At 44.4% G+C, this 21,447-nt stretch carries 20 protein-coding genes and 1 riboswitch; of the genes, 12 read left to right on the top strand and 8 right to left on the bottom strand.

What is annotated here, in order from left to right:
- Positions 1-77 precede the first annotated feature (77 nt).
- A riboswitch (TPP riboswitch) is annotated at positions 78-210 on the bottom strand.
- A 108-nt stretch (positions 211-318) separates the two neighbouring features.
- Positions 319-1,350, bottom strand: a complete 1,032-nt coding sequence (locus AC3IT7_RS13710) for a hypothetical protein (RefSeq protein ID WP_489248824.1) — start codon at positions 1,348-1,350, stop codon at positions 319-321.
- A 289-nt stretch (positions 1,351-1,639) separates the two neighbouring features.
- Here AC3IT7_RS13710 and abuO point away from each other — a divergent pair, with 289 nt between their 5' ends.
- From abuO to AC3IT7_RS13690, 4 genes are all read left to right on the top strand, one after another.
- Positions 1,640-2,998, top strand: a complete 1,359-nt coding sequence (abuO, locus tag AC3IT7_RS13705) for a multidrug efflux outer membrane protein AbuO (RefSeq protein ID WP_489248823.1) — start codon at positions 1,640-1,642, stop codon at positions 2,996-2,998.
- A gap of 92 nt (positions 2,999-3,090) precedes the next feature.
- Positions 3,091-3,810, top strand: coding sequence for a phosphate signaling complex protein PhoU (phoU, locus tag AC3IT7_RS13700; protein ID WP_475654746.1), 720 nt, complete (start codon positions 3,091-3,093; stop codon positions 3,808-3,810).
- Between the two features lie 378 nt (positions 3,811-4,188).
- The gene (locus AC3IT7_RS13695) at positions 4,189-5,526 is read left to right on the top strand and encodes a glycosyltransferase family 2 protein (RefSeq protein WP_489248822.1); all 1,338 of its coding nucleotides are present in this window, start codon (positions 4,189-4,191) and stop codon (positions 5,524-5,526) included.
- Positions 5,523-6,479: a hypothetical protein gene (locus AC3IT7_RS13690; RefSeq protein WP_489248821.1), complete on the top strand. Its 957-nt coding sequence runs from the start codon at positions 5,523-5,525 to the stop codon at positions 6,477-6,479. The genes AC3IT7_RS13695 and AC3IT7_RS13690 overlap by 4 nt, the downstream gene beginning before the upstream one ends.
- 208 nt (positions 6,480-6,687) lie before the next feature.
- Here AC3IT7_RS13690 and AC3IT7_RS13685 read toward each other — a convergent pair whose 3' ends face one another.
- The gene (locus tag AC3IT7_RS13685) at positions 6,688-8,490 is read right to left on the bottom strand and encodes an ABC transporter ATP-binding protein (RefSeq protein ID WP_489248820.1); all 1,803 of its coding nucleotides are present in this window, start codon (positions 8,488-8,490) and stop codon (positions 6,688-6,690) included.
- Positions 8,491-8,640: 150 nt separating this feature from the next.
- Here AC3IT7_RS13685 and AC3IT7_RS13680 point away from each other — a divergent pair, with 150 nt between their 5' ends.
- Positions 8,641-9,261: an alpha-ketoglutarate-dependent dioxygenase AlkB family protein gene (locus AC3IT7_RS13680; RefSeq protein WP_244782695.1), complete on the top strand. Its 621-nt coding sequence runs from the start codon at positions 8,641-8,643 to the stop codon at positions 9,259-9,261.
- A 63-nt stretch (positions 9,262-9,324) separates the two neighbouring features.
- Here AC3IT7_RS13680 and ruvX read toward each other — a convergent pair whose 3' ends face one another.
- Together ruvX and AC3IT7_RS13670 are read right to left on the bottom strand one after the other, a co-directional pair.
- Positions 9,325-9,768, bottom strand: coding sequence for a Holliday junction resolvase RuvX (gene ruvX, locus AC3IT7_RS13675; protein WP_489248819.1), 444 nt, complete (start codon positions 9,766-9,768; stop codon positions 9,325-9,327).
- Positions 9,761-10,315 (bottom strand): YqgE/AlgH family protein, encoded by a 555-nt coding sequence (locus tag AC3IT7_RS13670; RefSeq protein WP_475655313.1) that lies wholly within the window; start codon positions 10,313-10,315, stop codon positions 9,761-9,763. The genes ruvX and AC3IT7_RS13670 overlap by 8 nt, the downstream gene beginning before the upstream one ends.
- 655 nt (positions 10,316-10,970) lie before the next feature.
- On the opposite strand from AC3IT7_RS13670, the gene AC3IT7_RS13665 reads away from it, so the two are divergent.
- From AC3IT7_RS13665 to AC3IT7_RS13650, 4 genes are read left to right on the top strand one after another with little or no spacing between them, the layout of a single operon-like run.
- Positions 10,971-12,329: a COG3014 family protein gene (locus AC3IT7_RS13665; protein ID WP_489248818.1), complete on the top strand. Its 1,359-nt coding sequence runs from the start codon at positions 10,971-10,973 to the stop codon at positions 12,327-12,329.
- Positions 12,330-12,348: 19 nt separating this feature from the next.
- The gene (locus AC3IT7_RS13660) at positions 12,349-12,750 is read left to right on the top strand and encodes a YcfL family putative periplasmic lipoprotein (protein WP_244782699.1); all 402 of its coding nucleotides are present in this window, start codon (positions 12,349-12,351) and stop codon (positions 12,748-12,750) included.
- A gap of 12 nt (positions 12,751-12,762) precedes the next feature.
- Positions 12,763-13,365 (top strand): penicillin-binding protein activator LpoB, encoded by a 603-nt coding sequence (lpoB, locus tag AC3IT7_RS13655; protein WP_489248817.1) that lies wholly within the window; start codon positions 12,763-12,765, stop codon positions 13,363-13,365.
- Positions 13,366-13,417: 52 nt separating this feature from the next.
- The gene (locus tag AC3IT7_RS13650; RefSeq protein WP_489248816.1) at positions 13,418-14,404 is read left to right on the top strand and encodes a CsgG/HfaB family protein; all 987 of its coding nucleotides are present in this window, start codon (positions 13,418-13,420) and stop codon (positions 14,402-14,404) included.
- Positions 14,405-14,492: 88 nt separating this feature from the next.
- On the opposite strand, the gene recN is transcribed toward AC3IT7_RS13650, so the two are convergent.
- Positions 14,493-16,154, bottom strand: a complete 1,662-nt coding sequence (gene recN, locus AC3IT7_RS13645) for a DNA repair protein RecN (protein ID WP_489248815.1) — start codon at positions 16,152-16,154, stop codon at positions 14,493-14,495.
- 414 nt (positions 16,155-16,568) lie between these two features.
- Between recN and ppnP the strand changes: the two genes are divergently transcribed.
- From ppnP to AC3IT7_RS13630, 3 genes are all read left to right on the top strand, one after another.
- Positions 16,569-16,892 carry a pyrimidine/purine nucleoside phosphorylase gene (gene ppnP / locus AC3IT7_RS13640; protein ID WP_004281089.1) on the top strand — a complete coding sequence of 108 codons (324 nt, stop codon included), beginning with the start codon at positions 16,569-16,571 and terminating at the stop codon, positions 16,890-16,892.
- Between the two features lie 136 nt (positions 16,893-17,028).
- Complete coding sequence (rlmB, locus tag AC3IT7_RS13635; protein ID WP_489248814.1) at positions 17,029-17,778, top strand: 23S rRNA (guanosine(2251)-2'-O)-methyltransferase RlmB; 750 nt, start codon at positions 17,029-17,031, stop codon at positions 17,776-17,778.
- Between the two features lie 3 nt (positions 17,779-17,781).
- Positions 17,782-18,711, top strand: coding sequence for a DMT family transporter (locus AC3IT7_RS13630; protein WP_489248813.1), 930 nt, complete (start codon positions 17,782-17,784; stop codon positions 18,709-18,711).
- Positions 18,712-18,729: 18 nt separating this feature from the next.
- Here AC3IT7_RS13630 and coaE read toward each other — a convergent pair whose 3' ends face one another.
- The 3 genes from coaE to AC3IT7_RS13615 are packed head-to-tail and all read right to left on the bottom strand — an operon-like array spanning position 18,730 to position 21,420.
- Positions 18,730-19,329 (bottom strand): dephospho-CoA kinase, encoded by a 600-nt coding sequence (gene coaE / locus AC3IT7_RS13625; RefSeq protein ID WP_489248812.1) that lies wholly within the window; start codon positions 19,327-19,329, stop codon positions 18,730-18,732.
- 1 nt (position 19,330) lies between these two features.
- A complete protein-coding gene (locus AC3IT7_RS13620) occupies positions 19,331-20,191 on the bottom strand; it encodes a prepilin peptidase (RefSeq protein WP_489248811.1) in 861 nt (286 codons plus the stop codon).
- Positions 20,191-21,420: a type II secretion system F family protein gene (locus tag AC3IT7_RS13615; protein WP_489248810.1), complete on the bottom strand. Its 1,230-nt coding sequence runs from the start codon at positions 21,418-21,420 to the stop codon at positions 20,191-20,193. The genes AC3IT7_RS13620 and AC3IT7_RS13615 overlap by 1 nt, the downstream gene beginning before the upstream one ends.
- Positions 21,421-21,447: the final 27 nt, after the last annotated feature.

The following is a 21,447-nucleotide window of genomic DNA, read 5'->3' as shown; positions in this document are numbered from 1 at the left end:
TTATGAATGACATCAACGAATCAAGCACGACCAAAAACGCGGGCAGATTTATCCTGAGCGGATAAAAAAAGGGCTGGGTTTTTAGCTGGCTTGATTCCTACGCAGGTCTTAACCTGATCAGGTTCAACGGTACTCATGCTCAATTCCTGATAACGATAAAAGGAATCACATGATCTCAGCGAGTGATTACTCGCGCTCCGTCAAGCGAGGCTAAAGCTTAGCTCAGTTGAGGCAGAATAAACAGGTCTAAATCTTTCAACTTTAACGATGATCTGTTCAGGTCAGGAAAAGCTGGACTCAGCTCCACACCCATTCCGGCTAGATACAGAACGCATCCATAAAACAGTCTTTATCATATTTTTGTGAGGGTGGACTGATCTTGGCATAATACAGAATCTGTTCCGCTTCCGAACGGTTGCGATAGTCGGCAGGTAAGGCTTGCTGGCGCTGTTCCGGAGTCATGTCCAGAAATTCCAGAAACTGGCGGGCCTGGGTAGACAGGGTTGATTTCTGGCCACGCGACAGACCGATAATCGTTTCCAGATGACTGGTATCGACGGCATAACGGTCGCGATAATCTTCAGAAACCGGAGATGCTTCAGTGCCTCTGAACAGGAAGTAGGTATATTGTTTCAGTAAGTATTCGGCATCACGTTTATAACTGCTGTGCGGATAGGTCTTGAGATAATCTTCCCAGAGCAGACTGCGTGCCGCAATGTCAGCCGCCTCGATCTGCAGGCGTTTTTCCACCAGCACCGGCTCCATATTCTGTTCAGCGAGCTGTTCAATAAAGACCCTTTCAGCGGCTGGTAAGTAGGGGGCAAAAATACGCGCCAGATATTCCGGACTGCGACGATAATGTAAGCTGCCATCGCCAAGATCTAGCAATTCCACATAGGCCTGACCTTTGTGCTTTAACAGATACTGGTCACGTGAAGTCAGTTGCTGAAAATGTGCCTGCTGAATGGTGGGGTGCTGGGCCATTTCCAGCGCATACTGCTCAAAGGCACGTTGCTGAAATTCGGTACGGTCCACAGCCAAAAAGCGCTGATACATTTCGGTAGAGCGCAGCATCAGATTTTTCTGCTCTGCCAGTTCCATTAAGGGCAGGCACACTTTAAGATCCTGATTAATCTGTTCCAGTGCAAAAGTCGTACGCTGGTCATTAATCTGGGACATGTTTTTTTCAATATTCTGGCACATGAGGCTGAAGTCATTGACTGGACTTTGGGCTTGACTCGCTTCAGGCTGTTCAATCTGGAGCTGTGATTCTGAGGGCTGCTGACAGCCTCCCAGAAACAGCAAACTGCCGGCAATGAAACAGGCTTTGAATATCGACGGGAATGGCATTAACACTGTGCTTCAGGACTCTGTATAGGTGAATTCAGAAAATAACGGCCTTACTGGGAGGTATATTGTATAGATCAAATTAAAATACTATGTTTAGTATTGTGAATTGCTTTGTTACATTGCAGGCAGAGATCTTGAAAATTGAATTAATCGTGGATAAAACCCGATAGTTATATTAAAAAGTTAATAAAAATCATACGTAAAAATCGAAAAGATCTCTTTAGTATGGCTTAGCTTAAAGCGCCAGCATTTTTTGATCTGAATGGCTGTTAGGGATGAACACTATAAAATGAAACTAAAACTCAGTGTCATGGCGGGGATATTGGCAAGTAGTCCAGCAGTTTTTGCACTGGATTTGCAAGAAGCCTATGCGCGCGCCCAGCAAAATGACCCGAACTGGCAGGCGAATGTGTTGCAGTATCAGGCCGATCAGCTCAATCTGGGGATTGCCAGCGGCAATTTGCTGCCGACCGTGTCCCTTTCAGGCAATATCACCCGTAAGAACCAGTCCGTCAATAACTCGCAGTCTGCAGGTTTGCCGCCTGGGTTTGGTGAGTTGCAAAGTTCCAGTACCACCAGTCGGCAGGTAGCTTTAACCGCCCGCCAGCCTTTATTTCGCTGGGACGCCTGGCAGGGCTATAAGCAGGTCAAAACTTCGGTTGAACTGAGTGAAATCAATTTGCGTCTGCAAAAACAGCAGCATATTTTACAGGTGGCAGAAGCCTATTTTAATGTGTTGCGGCAGCAGTCTTTGACCACAGCATATTTGCAGGAAGAACAGGCATTGTCTGAGCAGTTACGCATGATGAATGCCAAACTGAAGGAAGGTCTGGTGGCAAAGAGTGAGGTCAGTGAAGCCAATGCCCAGTATCAAAGTGCCCAGGCTAACCGGATTTCGACCCAGGTTCAGCTGGTGCTGGCACAGGAACAGCTGGCTCAGCTGATTGGGCCTTATCAGGAAAATCTGGCGGTATTACGCCCGGACTTCCAGTTCCAGAAACCCATTCCCAGTGATATGCAGTCCTGGAGCGAATTGGCACAAAGCCAGAATCTGAACATTCTGCAAGCCCGTCTGCAAAAACGCTATTCTGAAGATGCCAAACGGGTCGAACAGGCGGCACGCTATCCGCAGGTCGAAGCGGTGGGTACTTATGGCTATCAGAAACAGACACCGGAAACGATTATTTCCAGTAATGGCGATTTTGACCAGATTGGGGTGGAAGTGAACTGGAATCTATTTAACGGTGGCCGTACCCAGAAAAGTATTCGTCAGGCCGGGGTCAATGTAGAAAAAAGTACAGCCCAGCTGGATGCCGCCATCCGTAAAGCCAATACCGATGTAAAGCAGTCTTTCATGCAGGTAGAAACCGATCAGGCCAAACTGAATGCGCGTAAAGCGGCGATGGACTCTTCAGAAATGGTTTCTCAAGCCTCCAGAGCACAATATCAGGAAGGACTCAAGACCATGGTCGATGTATTGCTAGCCCAGCGTAATGCCTTTTCTGCCAAGACCGATTATTTAAATGCCAAATATGACTATCTGTTGCATGTGTTGCAGTTACAGGCTTCGGTCGGTCAGCTGACCGAAAAGGAACTGGCCGAGCTGAATGCCTGGTTGATTGAATATGATGCACCTCAGCCCAGATGAGGCTGCTATTGTCATCAAACTTTCATCATAAATATGCTTTAATGTGCTTTATTATTGATCATCGCTATATGCCGTTTCAGGAGTAGACTTCCTTGTGTCCAAATAATCCTGTGTTAAGTCATCACATTTCTTCGCAATTTAATGAAGAATTGCAGGATGTAAATACCAAATTCATGACCATGGGCGGACTGGTGGAACAGCAAGTGGCCAATGCCATTCATGCCTTGTTGGACACTGACGTTGCCATGGCGGTTGATGTACAGTTTCAGGACAATGTCGTCAATCAGATGGAACGGGATATTGATGAAGCACTGACCCTGATTCTGGCGCGCCGTCATCCTGCTGCGATTGATTTACGTATGGTGCTTGCCATGTCCAAGGCCAATACCGATCTTGAACGTATTGGCGATGAAGCCTCGAAAATAGGCCGGATTGCACAAAGTCTGTGTGAAGAAGGTGGTTCGCCGCGCGGGTATATGGAAACCCGGCATATTGGCAACCAGGTGCGGGTGATGATTCATGATGCGCTGGATGCTTTTGCACGTCTGGATGTAGATCAGGCTTTGAAGGTAATGTTGGCAGATGCAGACATCGACCGTGAATATCAGTCAGCAACACGTACCCTCATGACTTATATGATTGAAGATCCGCGACATATCAGTCGTGTCATCAATGTATTGTGGGTGCTGCGTTCACTGGAAAGAATCGGTGATCATGCCCGCAATATTTCAGAACAGGTGATCTATATGGTCAAGGGTTTTGACGTACGTCATACCAGCGTCGAAGAGATTGAGCAAAAAGTTCAGCAGTAATTACTGGAATAATTAAGACAAAAAGCCCGCAAGTTGCGGGCTTTTTGCTGGCTTGAGGAAAGGTTTTTTATCGAATTAAACCATCGAGCAGCGTTGAGAATAATAAAAAATTTTTTACAATAAATTACAATTAAAAGTAATAATTATGAATTTTTTATAAAAATTGTGACACAGTTATCAAAAAAGATACAAAACCAATATATAATTATAAAAATGCAGGTTTTTTACATTAAGCGAAGTCCTTTCTGAAAATAATGGTGAGCTTTATGTATTTACAGATATGGATATCTAACAATTGATGAGGTGTTTCAACAAGCGTTCTTTATTTCAGATAAACCTGCACGATTTGTATGAAATGTCACATTAAAGAGAATGTTCATGACCATTGATAAAAGAAAAATAGAAGACTCTCGCATCTATTTTCCTGTGCGCTTAAAGTTTGTCATAGCATTTATTGGTGCTTGTTGCTGGACAGCCTTTTCAATTTGGATTTCCCAGAACTGGATGTATGATCTCAGCGAATATATTGGTTATTTTGCGGCTGTTTTCCTGATCTATGGTATTGCCATTATTCCCGGATTTATGAATTCATTTGCGGCTTTCAGTCTAATGATGGATCGAAGACCCAAGAGGCAACCTTTGGTTTCTTATCCCGGTATTACCATACTGGTTGCTGCCTATAATGAAGCGGCTTCAATCAAGGATACCTTGGTCAGTATCGGCCTGCAGAACTACCCGGGTGAACTGCAGGTGATTGTCATCAATGATGGCTCACAGGATGAAACTGCAGAAATTGTCAGAAATGCCCAGCTAAAATTTCCTTGGCTTACTTTACTGGATTTACCGAAAAATGCGGGCAAGGCGCATGCTTTAAATGAAGGACTAAAGCTCACTCAGCATGATTTAGTAATCACAGTTGATGCGGATTCTTATCTGCATCGTGTTGCATTAATCAATCTCGTTGAACGCTATATGGCTGACCCACCGAACACACGTGCGGTTGCGGGTAAAATTCTGGTACGCAACTCTCGTGAAAACATGTTAACCAAAACCCAAGAGTGGGACTATTTTCTCGGTATTGCAGCGACTAAACGTATGCAGTCCTTATATCAGGGCACCTTAGTAGCTCAAGGAGCCTTCTCTATTTATGATCGTAATGCCTTGATTGAAGTAGGGGGATGGCCCGAATGTGTAGGCGAAGATATTGTACTGACTTGGGCATTATTAAACGCAGGCTATCGTATCGGACATTGTGAGGATGCCTGTCTATTTACCAATGCCCCGACCACACTGAAGGTGTTTGTTAAACAGCGTCAGCGTTGGGCACGTGGCATGATTGAAGCTTTTATTCAACATCCGAGTATTTTAATTAAACCGAGATTATCCACATTTTTTATTTACTGGAATCTGTTTTTTCCCTGGTTAGATATCGCTTTTACTTTTGGCTTTATACCGGGACTCATTTTGGCGTGTTTTGGACACTATTGGATCGTAGGTATCATGACTTTGGTATTATTACCTATGGCATTTCTGCTTGGTCTATTAAATTACTCGATAGAACGCAGAATGTTTAACGATCTGGAACTTAAAGTTCGTAAAAACTTCATTGGCTTCTTACTGTATGTCGTTACATACAGTTTCTTACTGCAGCCTGCCAGTATTTTAGGGTATCTGGATGAGGTACTGAGAACACGAAAAACATGGGGAACAAAATGAGAAATAAAAAAATTGGCATCTATGCAATTGTTCCTGTACTCATCAGCATGAGTACAAGTAGCCTAGCCAATGAAGTAAAGGAAAATCCCGCTCCAAGTGAACGTGCGCTTGGTACAGAGTTCTTTTTAAGTGATGATAGCGAAGGTTTCCAAACCCGCAAATTATCAGCGGAATTTTTGCCTCGATATGAGCATGCTGATCATTATCTAGGGATACGTGCCAGTGCTTATCAGTATAAAGCTGATGACTGGAGTCGAGATGGTCAAAAGATCTCATTTATCGGACGTAATATTGATTCTGCTACAGCGAATGGTTGGGCTTTGGAAGCAGGTATATTTGATCAAGGTGATCATGCCCTATTCACTTTCGACGGCAGTTATCGTATGCCACTGGCAGAAAAAACGGCATTCGAAATTTTTGCCAATCGAGATTGGGTTGAAACGCAAGCAGCTTTGAATCAGGGGACAAATTTTACATTCGTGGGTGCGGCACTGGATCAAGGTTTGGGTGAGCATGTCACCATCGTCGGTGTCGCAGGAACACAATTTTTTTCAGATGATAACCGTCGTGATCATGGTCGTATCAGACTGATCTATCAGCCCTCTCTGGACTTGGGGTTAACGCTCCAAGCTAGATACCGTACTTACCAGAGTAGTGAAGAGGATGCAGGAAGAGAGTATTTCAACCCTCAGGATTATCAAGAATCGATGCTGGCCTTAGGTTGGCGCCAGCGTTTTTCCGGATGGTCAGCAGGTTTCACCGCTGGTTTTGGACGTGAAAAAATCAATCAGGATTCAAGTCAATCCACCCGGTTATTCGAGCTGAATTTGCAAAGTCCTGCCCATGGTACACAATTTCTACGTATGAATGCCGGATACAACCGCAGTGCTTCATTCTATGGGCCAGATTATGATTATCGTTACATCAAGGGCGAGTGGGTCGTAGAGTTCTGAAAAAATTAATAAAAATCTATTTAATCAAAGGAAATTGGGAATACTTGGATATAGTCCAAATCTTCCCAATTCTCTTGCTGGATATGCCGAGTTAAAAATTGTGAGTCTAATATGTTGATTTTATTAATAAAAAATTATGCTTTAAGCTAAATCAGTTGTAGAGCTTGTAAATGTTTTTCAACGAGTACTGTTCCTCAGTTTATATACCCTAACTATGCGTTTCTTCCTCGGCATCATCTTCAAAAGTCTTGGCAATTTTTTCAATATTCAGGCTCTTGGCCATCGCATCAAAAATTTCCTTATATACACCTTGCTGATGATAAAGCTGATCGTGCTCGCCATGTTCAGCAATCATTCCTTCTTTCATCACATAGGTATAATCCGCATCAATAATCTGCGACAGGCTGTGTGAAATGATGATGACGGTACGACCTTGCTTGATCTGATCCAGACTTTGCTTGATTTGCTCACTGGCAATCGCATCCAGACTTGCTGTCGGCTCATCCAGAAAAATAATCGGTGGATTTTTCAGGAACATTCGCGCCAAGGCAATCCGTTGCTGCTGGCCGCCAGACAGCATTAGGGCATCGCTGTCATAGCCATCCGGAAGCTGTAAAATCTGGCTATGAATCGAGGCTTTTTCTGCCGCTTCAATGACATCTTGCATCGACGCGCTGATTTTGCCATAACGGATATTGTCAAAAATCGTACCCTGAAAAATGTGATTTTTTTGCAAGACCAGACCAATATGATCACGCAGATACTGGGTGTCATAATCTTTTAAATCAATGCCATCCAGTTTGATCTGGCCTTGTTGCGGCTCATAAAATTTATCCAGCAGGCTGATCAGGGTAGATTTCCCCGCGCCGGATAAACCGACCAAGGCGGTAATTTTATTGGGACGGATTTCCATAGCAATATCCTTCAGGGCATGATGGCCATTTGGATAAAAGAAATTCACGCCACTCAGTTCAAATTTGCCTTGCACAACAGGTTTTTGCTGGCCGCTTTGTTCAACTTCATTGTCGGCTTCCAGAATCTTGAAAAAGCTTTCCGAATAGATCATGGCATCATTCACTTCATCATAAATCCGGTGCAATGAGCGAATCGGAGCAGAGACATTATTAAACAGCAGGACATGGAACATGATCATGCCGATACTCATCTGACCATCCAGCACAAAGTACGAGGTCAGAATAATGATCAGCACAATGCCGATCTGTTCCAAGAATGTTTTCAGGCCATCAAACAGGAAACTGGTCTGACGGGTCTTCATCTGGTTATCCGTCAGCTCGCGTTGTAAGGTCAGCTGCTTTTCCGACTCAATCGATTCACGGTTAAACGACTTGATCACGGTAATCGAGTTGATGATGCTGAGAATACCCTGACTCTTTTTCTCACGACCATCCCGCAGACTACGACGCCAGCCTCCAAGCTTTTGTGCCTGTTTATAGGTCAGCCAGAAATAGATCGGCACAATGGCAGTGGCTACCAGACCAACATACACATTGGCATAGTACATCAGGCCCAAAGCCACAATTGCGCTGGTAAATAACGGCAGGATATCAATAAAGAAAATCTGCACCAGACGGGTCAGTGAACCGATGCCGCGATCAATCCGGGTCTGTAATTTTCCGGCCTGATTATTTTCCTGATTAAAAAATTCCAGACGATATTTTAAGAACTTTTCAATAATCCCTTGCGCCAGATCCTGAGAGACAAAAATCCGCAGTTTCTCTCCGTAAAATTTCTGTCCGAACTGCACAAAGGCATTAAGAATTTCTTTACCCAGCAAGATCACCGAAATGGTGATCAGAATATGCCAGCCTTGTTCCAGTCCTTGCCCGGCTTCCAGTAACGCATTGATGCTGTCGACCGCATATTGCAGGGTCAGCGCATTGACCTGTGCGGTAAAGGAACCGATCAGGGTCAAAATCAGCGTGGCAATCACCAGCACCCGATATGGCTGAACAAAAGGACGCAGTTTAAGAAACAGTTGCCATAAGTTCATAAAGGATTATTTTTATTGTGAAAGTTAAATTTAGTTTAGGCAGGAACAGGGGAAGTCACAAGGGAAAATGTTGTAGTCATTTGTGACAGCCGGTTGTACTTTTCCGGAGTCAATGCAAGTATTTTCAGCAAGATACTAGATCTAAATAACATGACCCTAGATTTATTCGAGCCGCAGCCTGAAACGAATATCTTGCCCTTCGATGGGGTAGTAGAGAATTATGGTCTGATTCTGGATCAGGCACAAAGCCAGCAGTATCTGCAATATTTTCTGAGTCAGTTGGCCTGGCAACATGATGAAGTGCGCTTATTCGGCAAGCACTATGTCACTGCACGCCAAGTGGTCTGGTATGGCGATGCGCATTATCAATATCATTATTCAGGGACGCTCAAGCAAGCTCAGCTCTGGACTCCCGGACTGTTTCGCTTAAAGCAGCAGATTGAACAGCTGGTGGGGCATCCCTTTAATTCCTGTCTGGCCAATTTGTATGAAGATGGTTCCCAGGGTTTGGGCTGGCATAGTGATGATGAACCTGCTTTATATACAGGCACCTCTCGGGAAAATGTTATTGCTTCACTCAGTCTGGGTGCGACGCGTAAAATGAGCTTTAAGCATAAAACCCAAGGCAATAAAGTCGATTTGCTATTACACAGTGGCCAACTGATTGTGATGCGTGGCCAGACCCAGCGGCACTGGAAGCATAATATCGGCAAGACCAGCAAAGTTTTGACACCAAGAATCAATCTGACCTTCCGTTATTTTTATACTTAATAAATATTTTTGGGCATAAAAAAGCATCCCAAAGGATGCTGATTTTAAAGTTCTTACAGTCGTTTAAGGCGTGACTCCAGCCGGATGACGATACCAGCTTTCAATCAATAAGGCAGCGGCAATACTGTCGGCAGACAACTTCTTGCCGCGACCTTGCGCCTGATAATGATCCAGTTCGTCTCGTGCTTCACGGGTGGTCAGACGCTCATCTACCATCAGGGTTGCAATATTGGTCTGATGCCGTAAACGGCGGGCAAATTTACGGGCCCGTGTTGAAAGCTCAGATTCACTATCATCCATATTCAGCGGCAAACCGACCAGAAATAGATTCGGTTGATGGCTTTTCACGATTTTGAGCAGTTCATCCCAGTTGGGAATGCCATCTTTCATGGGAAATAATGGCAGGGGATTGGCACTTTCAATCAGGGATTGTCCAACAGACATTCCCATTTTTTGTGTACCAAAATCAAACGCCATAATGGTTTGTGGCGTGTTTACATCAGGCATGTCCAATCTCGGAAGATAACCAGTTGCGGTCGACGCCCATTTTTTTATAGGCAGCATCCCAACGGTCGTTATAAGGTAGATTAAAAATCAGGTCCATATCGGAATCACAAATCAGCCAGTCACCGCGAGCAATTTCCTGTTCCAGCTGATGTTTGGCCCAGCTGGCATAACCCAGGGCAATCTGATAGCGGCCGACACCTTCATTATGCGCAATCGCGTCCAGAATATCTTTAGATGTGGTAATACAGACATTCTCGCCTACCGCAATAGAGGAATGCCAGGTCGGCTGACCGGTATGTAATACAAAGCCGGCCTCAGGACGTAAAGGCCCACCTTGCAATACTTCATGCGGATTGACATTATCTGCTTCAATATCCAGATCATTCAGCAATTCTTTAATCTGAATGCCGGCAGGTCGGTTGATGATGATGCCTTGTGCGCCATCTTCATCATGACGGGCCAGATAGATGACCGTCTGAGAAAAAAAGTCATCGTCCGCATGTGGCGGCGCAATCAGACAACGATGTGTCAGAAATTGTTTGGTCACCTGAGCAGTTCTCCAGAAGTCAGTATAGTATGCAGTCTGCAAAAGTAATGAATTGGGCTGATTTCCCTGCTTTCAATCACTCAAACTGACTATTCCTTGCTTGTATTTATCCCATAAAAATAAGTTGCTGACAACTTGGCTTTGTTGAATCTGAGTAGATTAAAGAAAAATATAATTTTAGGGTTTATTTTAAAAAATGGCTTTATTGTATTTTAAGGTGCACTAAATTTTATTTATTTTGATTTATTGTTTAATACTCTGAAATGTTGACTATAAATTGCTATTACGATTTTAAATTATGATCTCAAATAGGGTTTAAATTAAATTTCGATTATTAATGTAATCTATAGCTGTTCTTGATAAATTCTCTATTTTTGTCCATTAACTCCTCTTAGTTTAATTAAAACTAAAATACATTAAATTTTATTATGTTTTGAAAGCTATTTTTTACAGTTTTTTTAAGTCTGGAAAAGTAATTTATTTAGATAAAAAAACGATCAATATTTGTAATTAATTTATATAATATGTTTTTTTATGTAATAAAATCACACCAAATTCAGTTTAAAGGTTCACTAAACACACAATATTTACATATTGAAACATTAATACTTTATTTGTAAGATGCGGTAATTTTTAAAATTTATTTTGGGTCACTATGCATAATTTTATAAAAGGAACTTTAATCACTACGTTGTTTTCAGTTTCAGTAGTATCCCAAGCTGCAGTATTTAGTACTTATAATGAAGAGGGTAATGTATTTAGAAGTCATTTAAATGCGGCATTATCTGAAAATCTAATGACCCAGTTTAAAGATAAATCTAATTCAAAAGATGGTGTTTTATATTTGCTTGAGCAAGCACGTTTATTACAAGTTAACCATCAATATGAAGAAAGCCGTAATTATTATACTCAGGCCTTCACTTTATTAGAAAAACAAAAAAACCGTGCCAAAATTAGTGTTTCCCGGGTGGGTTTTAAAGCACTGGCCATGGTGAGTAATGATTCCATTGTGCCTTATCTGGTTCCACCACATGAGCAGGTTCTGGCGCATATTTCCCAGGCAAAAAACTATATTTTCTTAAAAGACCTGGATGCTGCTGCAGTTGAAATGCGTATTGCACAAGGTATTCAGCGTGAAATTGAGTTGTCTTATCAAAAACAGCTGGAACGGAAAAAAGATAAGGCTGCGAAACAATCTTTGAATGACTCTGCATTTACTGCACTTGATGAGGCTTTTGTTGGCCTCGACCCGATTGCCGGCAAGATTAAAAATAGCTACCAAAATGCCTATGCTTTCTATATGGCGGCAAATTTATGGGAAACCTTGGGCGAATATAACGATGCTCTGGTGGATTATAAAAAAGCCTATGAATTGCAGCCAGATGCACAGATTGCAGAAGATGTTAAGCGTCTCAACCAGCTGGTGGTACAACAAAAGCAGGGCAGTGTGCCGGTGATTGTATTTATCGAGCAAGGCATTGTGCCGCAAAAAGTTGAAAATAAAATTGATATTCCAACACCTGGCGGCTTGATCAATATGGCGTTTGCCACGTATGAGCCAAGTACGTATGTCGCACCGAAAAGTTTAAAAGTCAGAATTAATAACAAGCCTGTGCAGGATAGTTATGTGATTAGTGATATTGGTGCTTTGGCTGTCAAAGATTTAAAAGAAAAAGTCTTGGGGAATCTGACCAGTCAGGTGGTACGTGCCACGGCCAAATATGCAGCACAAAAAGAACTCGGTAACCAGTTTGGTGTGCTGGGTCAGCTGGCAGGTAACGTTTTAAACATGTCTACAGAACGTGCTGACTTGCGTGGTTGGAGCACCTTGCCAAGTAATGCCCAGATTGCCCGTTTAAATCTAAGTCCAGGCAAACATAATTTGCAGCTTTCGAGTGGAAGTTTGTCCAGTTCGCCTGTCACCCTCGATGTGAAAGCCAACCAGACGGTCTTTGTCTATGCTCATCATATGAATGACAAGATTACCGCCAGTGTCAGTGCTATTCCACGTTAATAATCAATAAGAGAATGCTATGAAACGTCAATTTAGCTTTGCAATCCTTGGTTTAAGTGCATTGTTGATGGTGGGTTGTACTGCACCGAATGCCTTGTCAACACAAAGCAGTGCAAACAACGAAATCAGTATCCGCACCATTACCAATAACCCGGTATTGACCACAGAAGTCTTTGTGGAACGTGTGAACATGAGTTTTTCTGGTGATTTGAAACGTGCCTCAATTGCGATTAAAAACCGCCGTTTTAATAACAAGGATTTCAGTTACAAGATTGTTTGGGTAGATGCACAAGGTGCAGAAGTAAATCCTGAAGGCGCGATCTGGAAACCGATTCAACTGACCGGACGTGAAGCAAAAGGAGTGCAGTCACTTGCTCCGAATCCGTCTGCTGTCGATATTGTTGTGTATTTGAAAAAATAAGAGAGATTGAAGATGAACGCAAAATTAATATTAGCTGTATTGGCAACGTCAACGTTGGTAACGGGTTGTGCGACCACTGGTGGCGCAGTCAGTTATGGGGATGCTCAAGCGGTAGAGACCTTAACCACAGACTTCGGTTCAACTGACCTGCAAATGATTGCAGCCAAAATGGTAGATGACATGTTGATGTTCCCACCTGTGGTACAAATGACCCAGACCCGCCGTCCGGTCATTGTCCTTGACCGTATTCATAATAAAACCCAGGAACATATTGATACTGAATCGATTACCGATAGCATTCAGAACAAGCTGATCAACTCTGGAAAATTCCGTTTTGTCGATATGAAATCGGTGAATGCGGTTGCACAGCAACTGGCTTATCAAAAACAGAGCGGTATGGTGAATCAGGCGACTGCAGTACGTACCGGTGGACATATTGGTGCCGAGTTTATGCTGAATGGTAACTTGTCGAGCATTGTCAAGAAATCAGGCAGCAAAAGTGATGTGTATTACAAATTCACTTTCAAACTGCAAAACTTGCAAACCGGCATTGTAGAGTGGACGGGTGAGAAGGAAATTCGCAAAGCAGCAAAACGTTCGACTTTTGGTCTGTAATTTAAATGGAGGCAACTGCGCTTAGGGCGTAGTTGCTGTAGAAGAATACAATATGAAAAAAATATTACTTGCAGGCCTGTTGTCCGGACTGCTGAGCTCTCCGGCTTTTGCTGCCATCAAAGAAGTAGTGAAAGAAGCCAGCGGTAGCGGTCCAACGCAACATCAGGCAATTTCTGAAGCATTGTTAATTGCAGTCCAGTCAGTGAATGGCGCGTCAGTATCTTCACAAATGAACTATGAAGAAACCGTTTCATTATCTGTAAATAATCAGGGCTGGAATTATAGCGGTAAAGTTTCGCCAGTTTTTAGTGTGGCGAATCAGGGTTCAGGCTCAGTGACCAAGTTTCAGGTCTTGAGTGTGACGGGCGCAAAAAATAATTACCGGGCCAAGGTTCGTGCACATGTGGTGAAGTTTGAATCGACGGTTCAAGATCAGCATTTGCGCCGGATTGCAGTCCTGCCTTTTCAGATGGCTGAGAAAAATAACCGGCTGGCCAGTGATGCATCAGCACGTGAGTTTAGTCAGGAATTGTCGGATGTGCTCGGTACTTATCTGGCTCAGACCGGACAGTTAAGTGTGGTCGATCGTCATTATCTCAATGAAATGCAGTTTGAAAATGATTTCCTGTATTGGGATGGTGCACCTCAGGAATTGGCACGTATTGGCCAGAAGGTTGGCGCAGACTATTTGCTGGTCGGGCGTATCAATGATCTGTCAGTAAATAACGGTCAGCAGATGTACGGCCTGAATGCCGGTGCAGAACAAGTACGTTTGACCTGGCGCGTGATCGAAGCCAATACCAGTAAGGTGGTTGCGGCAGGTACGTTTAATCGTAGCTTGTCCAATTTAATGACTCAGAATATTTTGAGTAACAGTTTAAATGACAGCACGGCAGATAAAATTGCTCAGGGCTTGAATCCGGAAATCTTGCAAGGCCTGAAATTACAGCCTGCGCAGTCGCAGACCCGTCAGTCCTATGATTTGTCACCAGGCTATGAAATGACGCCAGGTTCGAGCGATCAACCGGTAAAATGGTAATTCCAGCTCGATGATTCAAATCTGAATCCCATGCTCAAGATCAAAAAAAATCCCTGAATATATTCAGGGATTTTTTTGAATATGGTGGTCACACCTGCTGAAATTTCAACTGACGTAACTGACGCGCATGTTGTAAAGTCGTTTCACTGATTTCCACTCCCCCGGTCATGCGAGCGAGTTCATCAATACGTGCATCTTCTTGCAGACTCAAAATGGTACTGCTGGCAGGGTCAGTCTGCTGCTTTTTCGCCAGTAAATGCTGGTCGGATTGTGCTGCGACTTGTGCCTGATGCGTAATACACAGAATCTGTACATGTTGTGCCAAGCCGGCCAGTAAACGCCCGACAATTTCTGCCGTACCACCACTGATCCCGACATCAATTTCATCAAAGACCAGTACTTCGGCTTCGGTTTTTTCTGCATTCATGACTTGCATTACCAGTGCAATACGCGACAGTTCACCACCTGATGCCACGCGTGCCAAAGGCTGTGCCGGAATACCTTTATTGGCAGTAAACAACAGTTGAATAAAGCTGAGCCCTTCACTAGATGGTTGTTCCAAAGCTTCAAACTTGAACTCGAAATGGGCTTCAGGCAGGGCCAGCTGTTTAACCTGTTCGGTCAGCTGCTTGGCCAGGGGGCCTGCGGCTTTACGGCGAATCTGATCCAGATGTTGGGCTTTATCCAGAAAGTCCTGATAAGAAACGGCGACCTGTTCGGCCAGCATTTCCGGGTCTTCCAGTTGATGTAGCTGTGCCAATTCGTTTTGCCAGGCTTCATATTCTGCTTTGAGTAATTCCGGCTGGGTACGATATTTACGCGCCAGACGATGAAAAACTTCTAAGCTTGAATTCAGTTCTTCCATACGTTCCGGATCAAAACTCTGCCGATCCATAAACTGACGTAAATTTGCCGCAGCATCTTCAAGTTCGCTTTGCGCATTGAGCAGGGAGTTATAAATCCCGGAGAGCTGTTCACTACGACCCGCATGTGATTCGACCCGACGCATAATCGATGCCAGTTCCTGGGTAATATTCTGTTCAGCCTCATCCAGCACGTTCAGGCTATATACACAGTCCTGCATGATGGCTTCATGATGCGAGAGCCGATCAAATTCCTGTTCGATTTCCTGATAATCGGTCTGAACGATGTCTTCCAGTTCTTCCAGTTGCAGCTCAAGGGTTTCGATACGCTGTTTGCGGGTGGCTTGTGCATCCAGTGCCGCCTGATGCTGGCGAATATTTTTCTGCCAGGTACTATAGGCATCGCGTACCGCCTGTGCCGGTGCATAAAAGTTATGATAACGGTCCAGCCAGTGTTTCGGATAAGGCGGTTCCAGTAATTGTTGCTGGCTGTGCTGGCTATAGAGTTGTACCAGCAAACGCCCAATTTCTTTCAGTTCAGACAGGCTGCTCGGTCGTCCATTGATCCAGGCCTTGCTGCGGCCAGTAGCAAAAATCACCCGGCGTAAATGAATTTCTCCCGACTCATCATCCAGCTCATGCTCTTTTAACCAGGCTGCTTCAGGACTGTGTTCCTGATAGCTGAAACTGGCAGTCACATCGGCTTTTTCAGCGCCATAACGCACATAATTGGTATCAGTTCGCTCACCCAGACAGGCAGACAAGGCATCTAACAAGAGGGATTTACCTGCACCGGTTTCACCGGTTAAAACGTTAAAACCTTTATCAATATCAATAGCAAGATGTTCAGCTAAAGCAAAATTGATCAGAGTTAAATGTGTCAGCATAAACGCATCCGGGCTGCGAAAAGTTTGAGTGAAATAGCCTGTTGTTGGATTTGGATCACAACACGGCTGTGATTATAAATCAGGACGAATCGATTTCATTCTATCTTAAATTTTAGCGATTCATATATGCTTATTTCACTGTATTTTCGAAAGAAGCTGAGTTAAAACTAGACAGATTCATGACAGGTTTTCATGATTTTGACATTATAAAAGCTTAAGCTGCGAGTTAAATTTAGCTGGCTGAATAGGGCATCAGGCAGATCGGACAGCAGTCGAGCGATGCTTTCTTTATCAGGCATTCAGGCGAAATAGAATATTTTATCGATGCCGGCAAACTTCGATTGATTAGTTGAGGGTGCACATTTAAACTACAGCAATCAAAATATTACAAAATGCTTTATCTGGAGAAATCGCATGTCAGCTCAGTTTGATCATGTATCTGTACTTAAAAAATCTAATGTATATTTCGGCGGTTTATGTATCAGCCATATTGTTCAGTTTGAAGATGGTACTAAAAAAACCTTGGGTGTCATTTTACCATCAGAAAATGCCTTGACCTTTGAAACGCATGTTCCTGAGCGCATGGAAATTGTTTCAGGCGAGTGTCGTGTACAGATCGGAGACAGTGAAGAAAGCGAGCTGTTCCGTGCTGGCCAGTCTTTCTACGTACCTGGCAATAGCCGTTTTAAAATCGAAACCGACGATGTGCTGGACTATGTCTGCCATTTTGAAGGTTAAGTACAGATCAAGATCAGTGCAAACCGGGCAAGAAATTTCAGTGCGAATCGGTTAAACTAATCTTTCTATAGAAATCCTGTGAAGTCAGCTTTACGGGATTTTTCTTTTATATACAACTTTAATTTAGAGGTCGTTCATGGCAAAACCTGAATATTTTTATGGCGTACATTCAGTGGAGTCATTGTTAGAGCTTGAGCCTGAACGTGTCTTGACATTATTCACTCTCAAAGGACGCGATGATCAGCGTTTAAAACGTGTACTGGAGCTGGCTGAACCGTTTGGCATCAGTGTGCAGCAAGCCAGTCGTGACAAACTGGAAAAATTAGCCGGCCAACCTTTTCATCAGGGTGTGGTGGCAGCCGTTCGTGCCCATCCGGTCTTGAATGAAAAAGATCTTGAAACTTTATTGGCTGCAAATCCGCAGGCCTTGTTGTTGGCGCTTGACCATATTACCGATCCGCATAACCTCGGTGCATGTGTGCGTACGGCTGCTGCGATGGGCGTCGAGGCCGTAATTGCCCCACGTGACCGTTCTGCCACCCTGACTCCGACTGCACGTAAAGTGGCTGCCGGTGGTGCCGATAAAGTCAAATTCATTCAGGTGACCAACCTGGCACGTACCTTGGGTCAAATCAAAGAAGACTTTAATGTGCGTGTTGTCGGTACCATGCTGGATGAAAAAGCTTTGCCGATTCAGGAATTTGATTTCACCGGTACTGGCGTGTGTGTAGTGATGGGTGCTGAAGATACCGGCCTGCGTCCAATTACGCAAAGCCAGTGTGATCAAACGGTGTATATCCCGATGGCGGGTAATCTGCAAAGCCTGAATGTCAGTGTTGCGACCGGCATGGCGCTGTACGAAGCTTGCCGTCAGCGTAACCTGTAATTGATGATGGCATGGTCTGATCGAACCCAAGGTTATGTTTTTTTACTGATCACCATGTGTATCTGGGGCGGTTTTACCTTAACCGCCCGTCTCAATGCACTGTGGCAGATCAGCGCCTGGGATATTGTAGCCCTGCGTTTTTCTCTGGCCTTCCTGATCCTGATGCCGATCTTGCTCTATCGCAAAGAGGCAGCTTTTTTACTGAAAAAAGAACCCTTCATTCTGGCCATGATTGGCGGAGTGATTTACTGCTTGTTTGCCTATAGTGCTTTTCATTATGCACCTACAGCGCATGCCGCAATTTTTTTGAATGGCTGTATTCCGATCTGTACCGCAATCATGGCTTTTTTCCTGATGGGACAGGCTTTTGATAAACACACCTGGGCCAGCCTGATCATTATGGTGGTGGTGCTGTGTATTATGAGTCTGCTGATGTATCAGGAAACTGGAGTGGCCTTTGGGGTAGGGGATGGGCTGTTTTTTATCAGCGCCATACTTTGGGCAATTTTCACGGTCTTATTGCGTAAATATCAGTTAACTGCATGGCAGGCAATGAGCGGTGTCGCGATCTGGTCAGCAGTGGTCTATCTGCCCATTTATCTGCTGTTTTTACCGAAAAACCTGAGTGTGCCTGAACCACAGCATCTGCTGTTTCAGACCATCTTTCATGGGGTGTTTGTGGTGATTATTGCCACATTAAGTTATGTAGCGGCAATTAAACGTCTTGGTGCATTTAAGGCAGGCAGTATTACCAATCTGGCACCTTTTATTGCCGCGATTCTGGCTGTGCCTCTATTAAATGAACCTTTAAGTCTGGCGATGGTCTGTGGCTTGCTGGGGATGGCAATTGGTGCCTTACAGCCCTGGCGCTGGCTGCAACATCAGGATAGCCTGACCCAAAAAATGGCAGAACAAAAAAAGCAGTCTCACTAAGACTGCTTTTTTTATACTTCAAGCGGCTGCCATGTTTAAATATTTTTCATGTAATCGTTGAAGCTGGGCATACAGATGCTGCAGATGACCATCATTCAGGACGATATCATCAGCCATGGCCTGCTTGTTTTCACGGGACATCTGTACGGCAATGATATTACGAATTTGCTCGATATTCTGGCCGTCACGTTGTGAGGCACGTTCAATTTGCAGCTCGATGGTGGCGTCAATCAGTAAAGTATGTTGAGTCAGTTGATGCTGATCGGTTTCAAACAGTAGTGGTGAAACCAGAATGGCATAGGGACTTTGTGCGGCCTGCAACTGTTGAATAATCGAGGTGCGAATCGCCGGATGGGTAATATTTTCCAAAGTCTTGCGTGCTTCGGGAGACTGGAAAATATGCTCGCGCAAGCCACGCCGATCCAGTGAGCCGTCTTCAAGCAAGACCCATGCACCAAAAGCCTGCTCAATCTGGGCCAGTGCCGGTTGTCCAATCTCGACCACTTCACGTGCCACCACATCCGCATCGACCACGACAATGCCTTGTGCTTCAAACCATTGACTGGCAGCAGACTTGCCACTACCAATCCCGCCGGTTAATCCGAGTATAAATTTCACTTTATTGACCTAAATACACTTTCATAATCTGCTCACCCCAGAGAAAAGCAATCCAGCCGGCAATCGCGATATAGGGACCAAAGGCAAAAGGCTGATTTTCCTTGCGGACTTTCAGCAGGATAATCCCGATAATCGCACCGACCAGAGAGGACAGCAGTACAATTAAAGGCAGTAATAAAGGTCCCATCCAGGCACCCAGAGCGGCAAGCAGTTTAAAATCGCCATAGCCCATACCTTCCTTGCCGGTAACGATTTTAAATACATAATACACCACCCACAGACACAGGAAACCAATGATATAGCCCCAGATGGCAGAGCCGGGTGAGGTATAAAGTGCATAACTATTCACGCCCAGACCCAGCGCGGCAAGGGGCAGGGTATAACGGTCGGGTAATAGCTGAGTGTCAAAATCAATAAAGGTTAGTGCAATCAGTACATAGGTCAGGATCAGGCCAAACAGCATTTGCAGCGTTGCACCAAATACTGCTACAACCATCAGTGCACAGGCCGCGGTCAGAAGCTCAATAAATGGATAGCGGATACTGATCGGATTCTGGCAGTTGCCACACTTGCCACGCAAGAGCAGCCAGCTGATGACTGGAATATTCTGGTACCAGCGGATCGTTTGATGACACTTGGGACAAGTGGAAGCCGGTTTGCTTAAACTTAATTTGCTTTCATCAATCATCGGCTGTTCAGGATGCAGGAACAGCTGGCAATCGTGACGCCATTCCTGTTCCATCATCTTGGGGGTCCGGTAGATCACTACATTCAGGAAACTACCGATACATAAACTAAAAAGCCCAACTGCGATATATAGCGCTGTTGGGTTTTGACTGAAATACTGAATAAGATCTTGCATTAAACCACAGAACCCATTTGGAAGATTGGAAGGTACATGGCAATGACCAGGCCACCGACGAGTACACCCAAGACTGCCATAATCAACGGCTCCATCATAGAGGTGAGGCCATCTACAGCATTGTCGACTTCATTTTCATAATGTGTCGCGACTTTGTCCAGCATGGCATCCAGTGCACCTGATTCTTCACCAATGGCGACCATTTGCACTGCCATAGACGGGAATTTGTTGGTCACGCGCATGGCAAACTGTAATTGCTGGCCAGTGGCAACATCTTCACGGATTTTCATGACGGCATCTTCATAGACCACGTTATTGGTGGCACCCGCGGTGGATTCCAGTGCGTCAATCAGAGGCACACCGGCTGCGAAGGTGGTGGCCAGGGTACGGCTATAACGTGCGATAATCGCTTTATAAACCAGATCACCAAAAATCGGCGCTTTCAAGGCAGCTTTATCCAGAAAATCGCGGAATTTTTTACTACGTTTTTTGGCTTCCAGAAAAGCCGTAATCACAGCTCCAATGGCAATAATCAGCAGGAACCAGTACTTTTGCATCCATTCCGACATATTCACCACCATTTTGGTAAAAGCCGGCAGATCCGCGCCAAATGAAGAGAATAAATCCTGGAAAACCGGGACCACTTTCACCATCAGAATAATGGTCACAATCAACGCAACTACGACTACTGCGGCCGGATACTTCATGGCTTTTTTGATTTTTTGCTTGAGCAGTTCGCTTTTTTCTTTATAGATCGCGACACGATCCAGCATGGTTTCCAGCGCACCGGACTGTTCACCTGACTCGACCAGCGAACAGAATAGCTTGTCAAAATACTGCGGGTATTTACGCAGTGCCCCAGCAAAGGTATTACCACCTTCCACTTCACCTTTAATTCCCAGTACCACTTCACGCATCGCGGGATTTTCCAGACCCTCTGCAACAATTTCAAAGCCTTGTACCAGTGGTACACCGGCTTTCATCATGGTTGCAAGCTGACGGGTAAAAATCGTGATGTCCAGGGTGCTGACACGCTTTTTCATTAAGCCTTCGAGAATATTTTTTTTCTTTTCCCGAATGGTCTTGATGCTGATACCCTGTTTTCTGAGCGTCACTTTAGCCAGCGCCATATTGCGTGCCGGCAGTTCCCCCTTGATCTTTACCCCTTTTCGATCAATTCCTTCATAGCTGAAGATCGGCATCATCTGGCCTTTCTTTACTGCTGCCATACCTTTATCCTTATTTTAGATCAGCGC

Source organism: Acinetobacter sp. KH_038 (genome assembly GCF_057839405.1).
Note: the sequence above shows the minus strand (reverse complement) of the source record. Positions and strands in the feature narration are given on the sequence as shown.

Coding starts and splice junctions, on each gene's coding strand:
- AC3IT7_RS13710 (WP_489248824.1), bottom strand. CDS start 1,350: ATGCCATTCCCGTCGATATTCAAAGCCTGTTTCATTGCCGGCAGTTTG.
- abuO (WP_489248823.1), top strand. CDS start 1,640: ATGAAACTAAAACTCAGTGTCATGGCGGGGATATTGGCAAGTAGTCCA.
- AC3IT7_RS13695 (WP_489248822.1), top strand. CDS start 4,189: ATGACCATTGATAAAAGAAAAATAGAAGACTCTCGCATCTATTTTCCT.
- AC3IT7_RS13690 (WP_489248821.1), top strand. CDS start 5,523: ATGAGAAATAAAAAAATTGGCATCTATGCAATTGTTCCTGTACTCATC.
- AC3IT7_RS13685 (WP_489248820.1), bottom strand. CDS start 8,490: ATGAACTTATGGCAACTGTTTCTTAAACTGCGTCCTTTTGTTCAGCCA.
- AC3IT7_RS13680 (WP_244782695.1), top strand. CDS start 8,641: ATGACCCTAGATTTATTCGAGCCGCAGCCTGAAACGAATATCTTGCCC.
- ruvX (WP_489248819.1), bottom strand. CDS start 9,768: ATGCCTGATGTAAACACGCCACAAACCATTATGGCGTTTGATTTTGGT.
- AC3IT7_RS13665 (WP_489248818.1), top strand. CDS start 10,971: ATGCATAATTTTATAAAAGGAACTTTAATCACTACGTTGTTTTCAGTT.
- AC3IT7_RS13660 (WP_244782699.1), top strand. CDS start 12,349: ATGAAACGTCAATTTAGCTTTGCAATCCTTGGTTTAAGTGCATTGTTG.
- lpoB (WP_489248817.1), top strand. CDS start 12,763: ATGAACGCAAAATTAATATTAGCTGTATTGGCAACGTCAACGTTGGTA.
- AC3IT7_RS13650 (WP_489248816.1), top strand. CDS start 13,418: ATGAAAAAAATATTACTTGCAGGCCTGTTGTCCGGACTGCTGAGCTCT.
- recN (WP_489248815.1), bottom strand. CDS start 16,154: ATGCTGACACATTTAACTCTGATCAATTTTGCTTTAGCTGAACATCTT.
- ppnP (WP_004281089.1), top strand. CDS start 16,569: ATGTCAGCTCAGTTTGATCATGTATCTGTACTTAAAAAATCTAATGTA.
- rlmB (WP_489248814.1), top strand. CDS start 17,029: ATGGCAAAACCTGAATATTTTTATGGCGTACATTCAGTGGAGTCATTG.
- AC3IT7_RS13630 (WP_489248813.1), top strand. CDS start 17,782: ATGATGGCATGGTCTGATCGAACCCAAGGTTATGTTTTTTTACTGATC.
- AC3IT7_RS13620 (WP_489248811.1), bottom strand. CDS start 20,191: ATGCAAGATCTTATTCAGTATTTCAGTCAAAACCCAACAGCGCTATAT.
- AC3IT7_RS13615 (WP_489248810.1), bottom strand. CDS start 21,420: ATGGCAGCAGTAAAGAAAGGCCAGATGATGCCGATCTTCAGCTATGAA.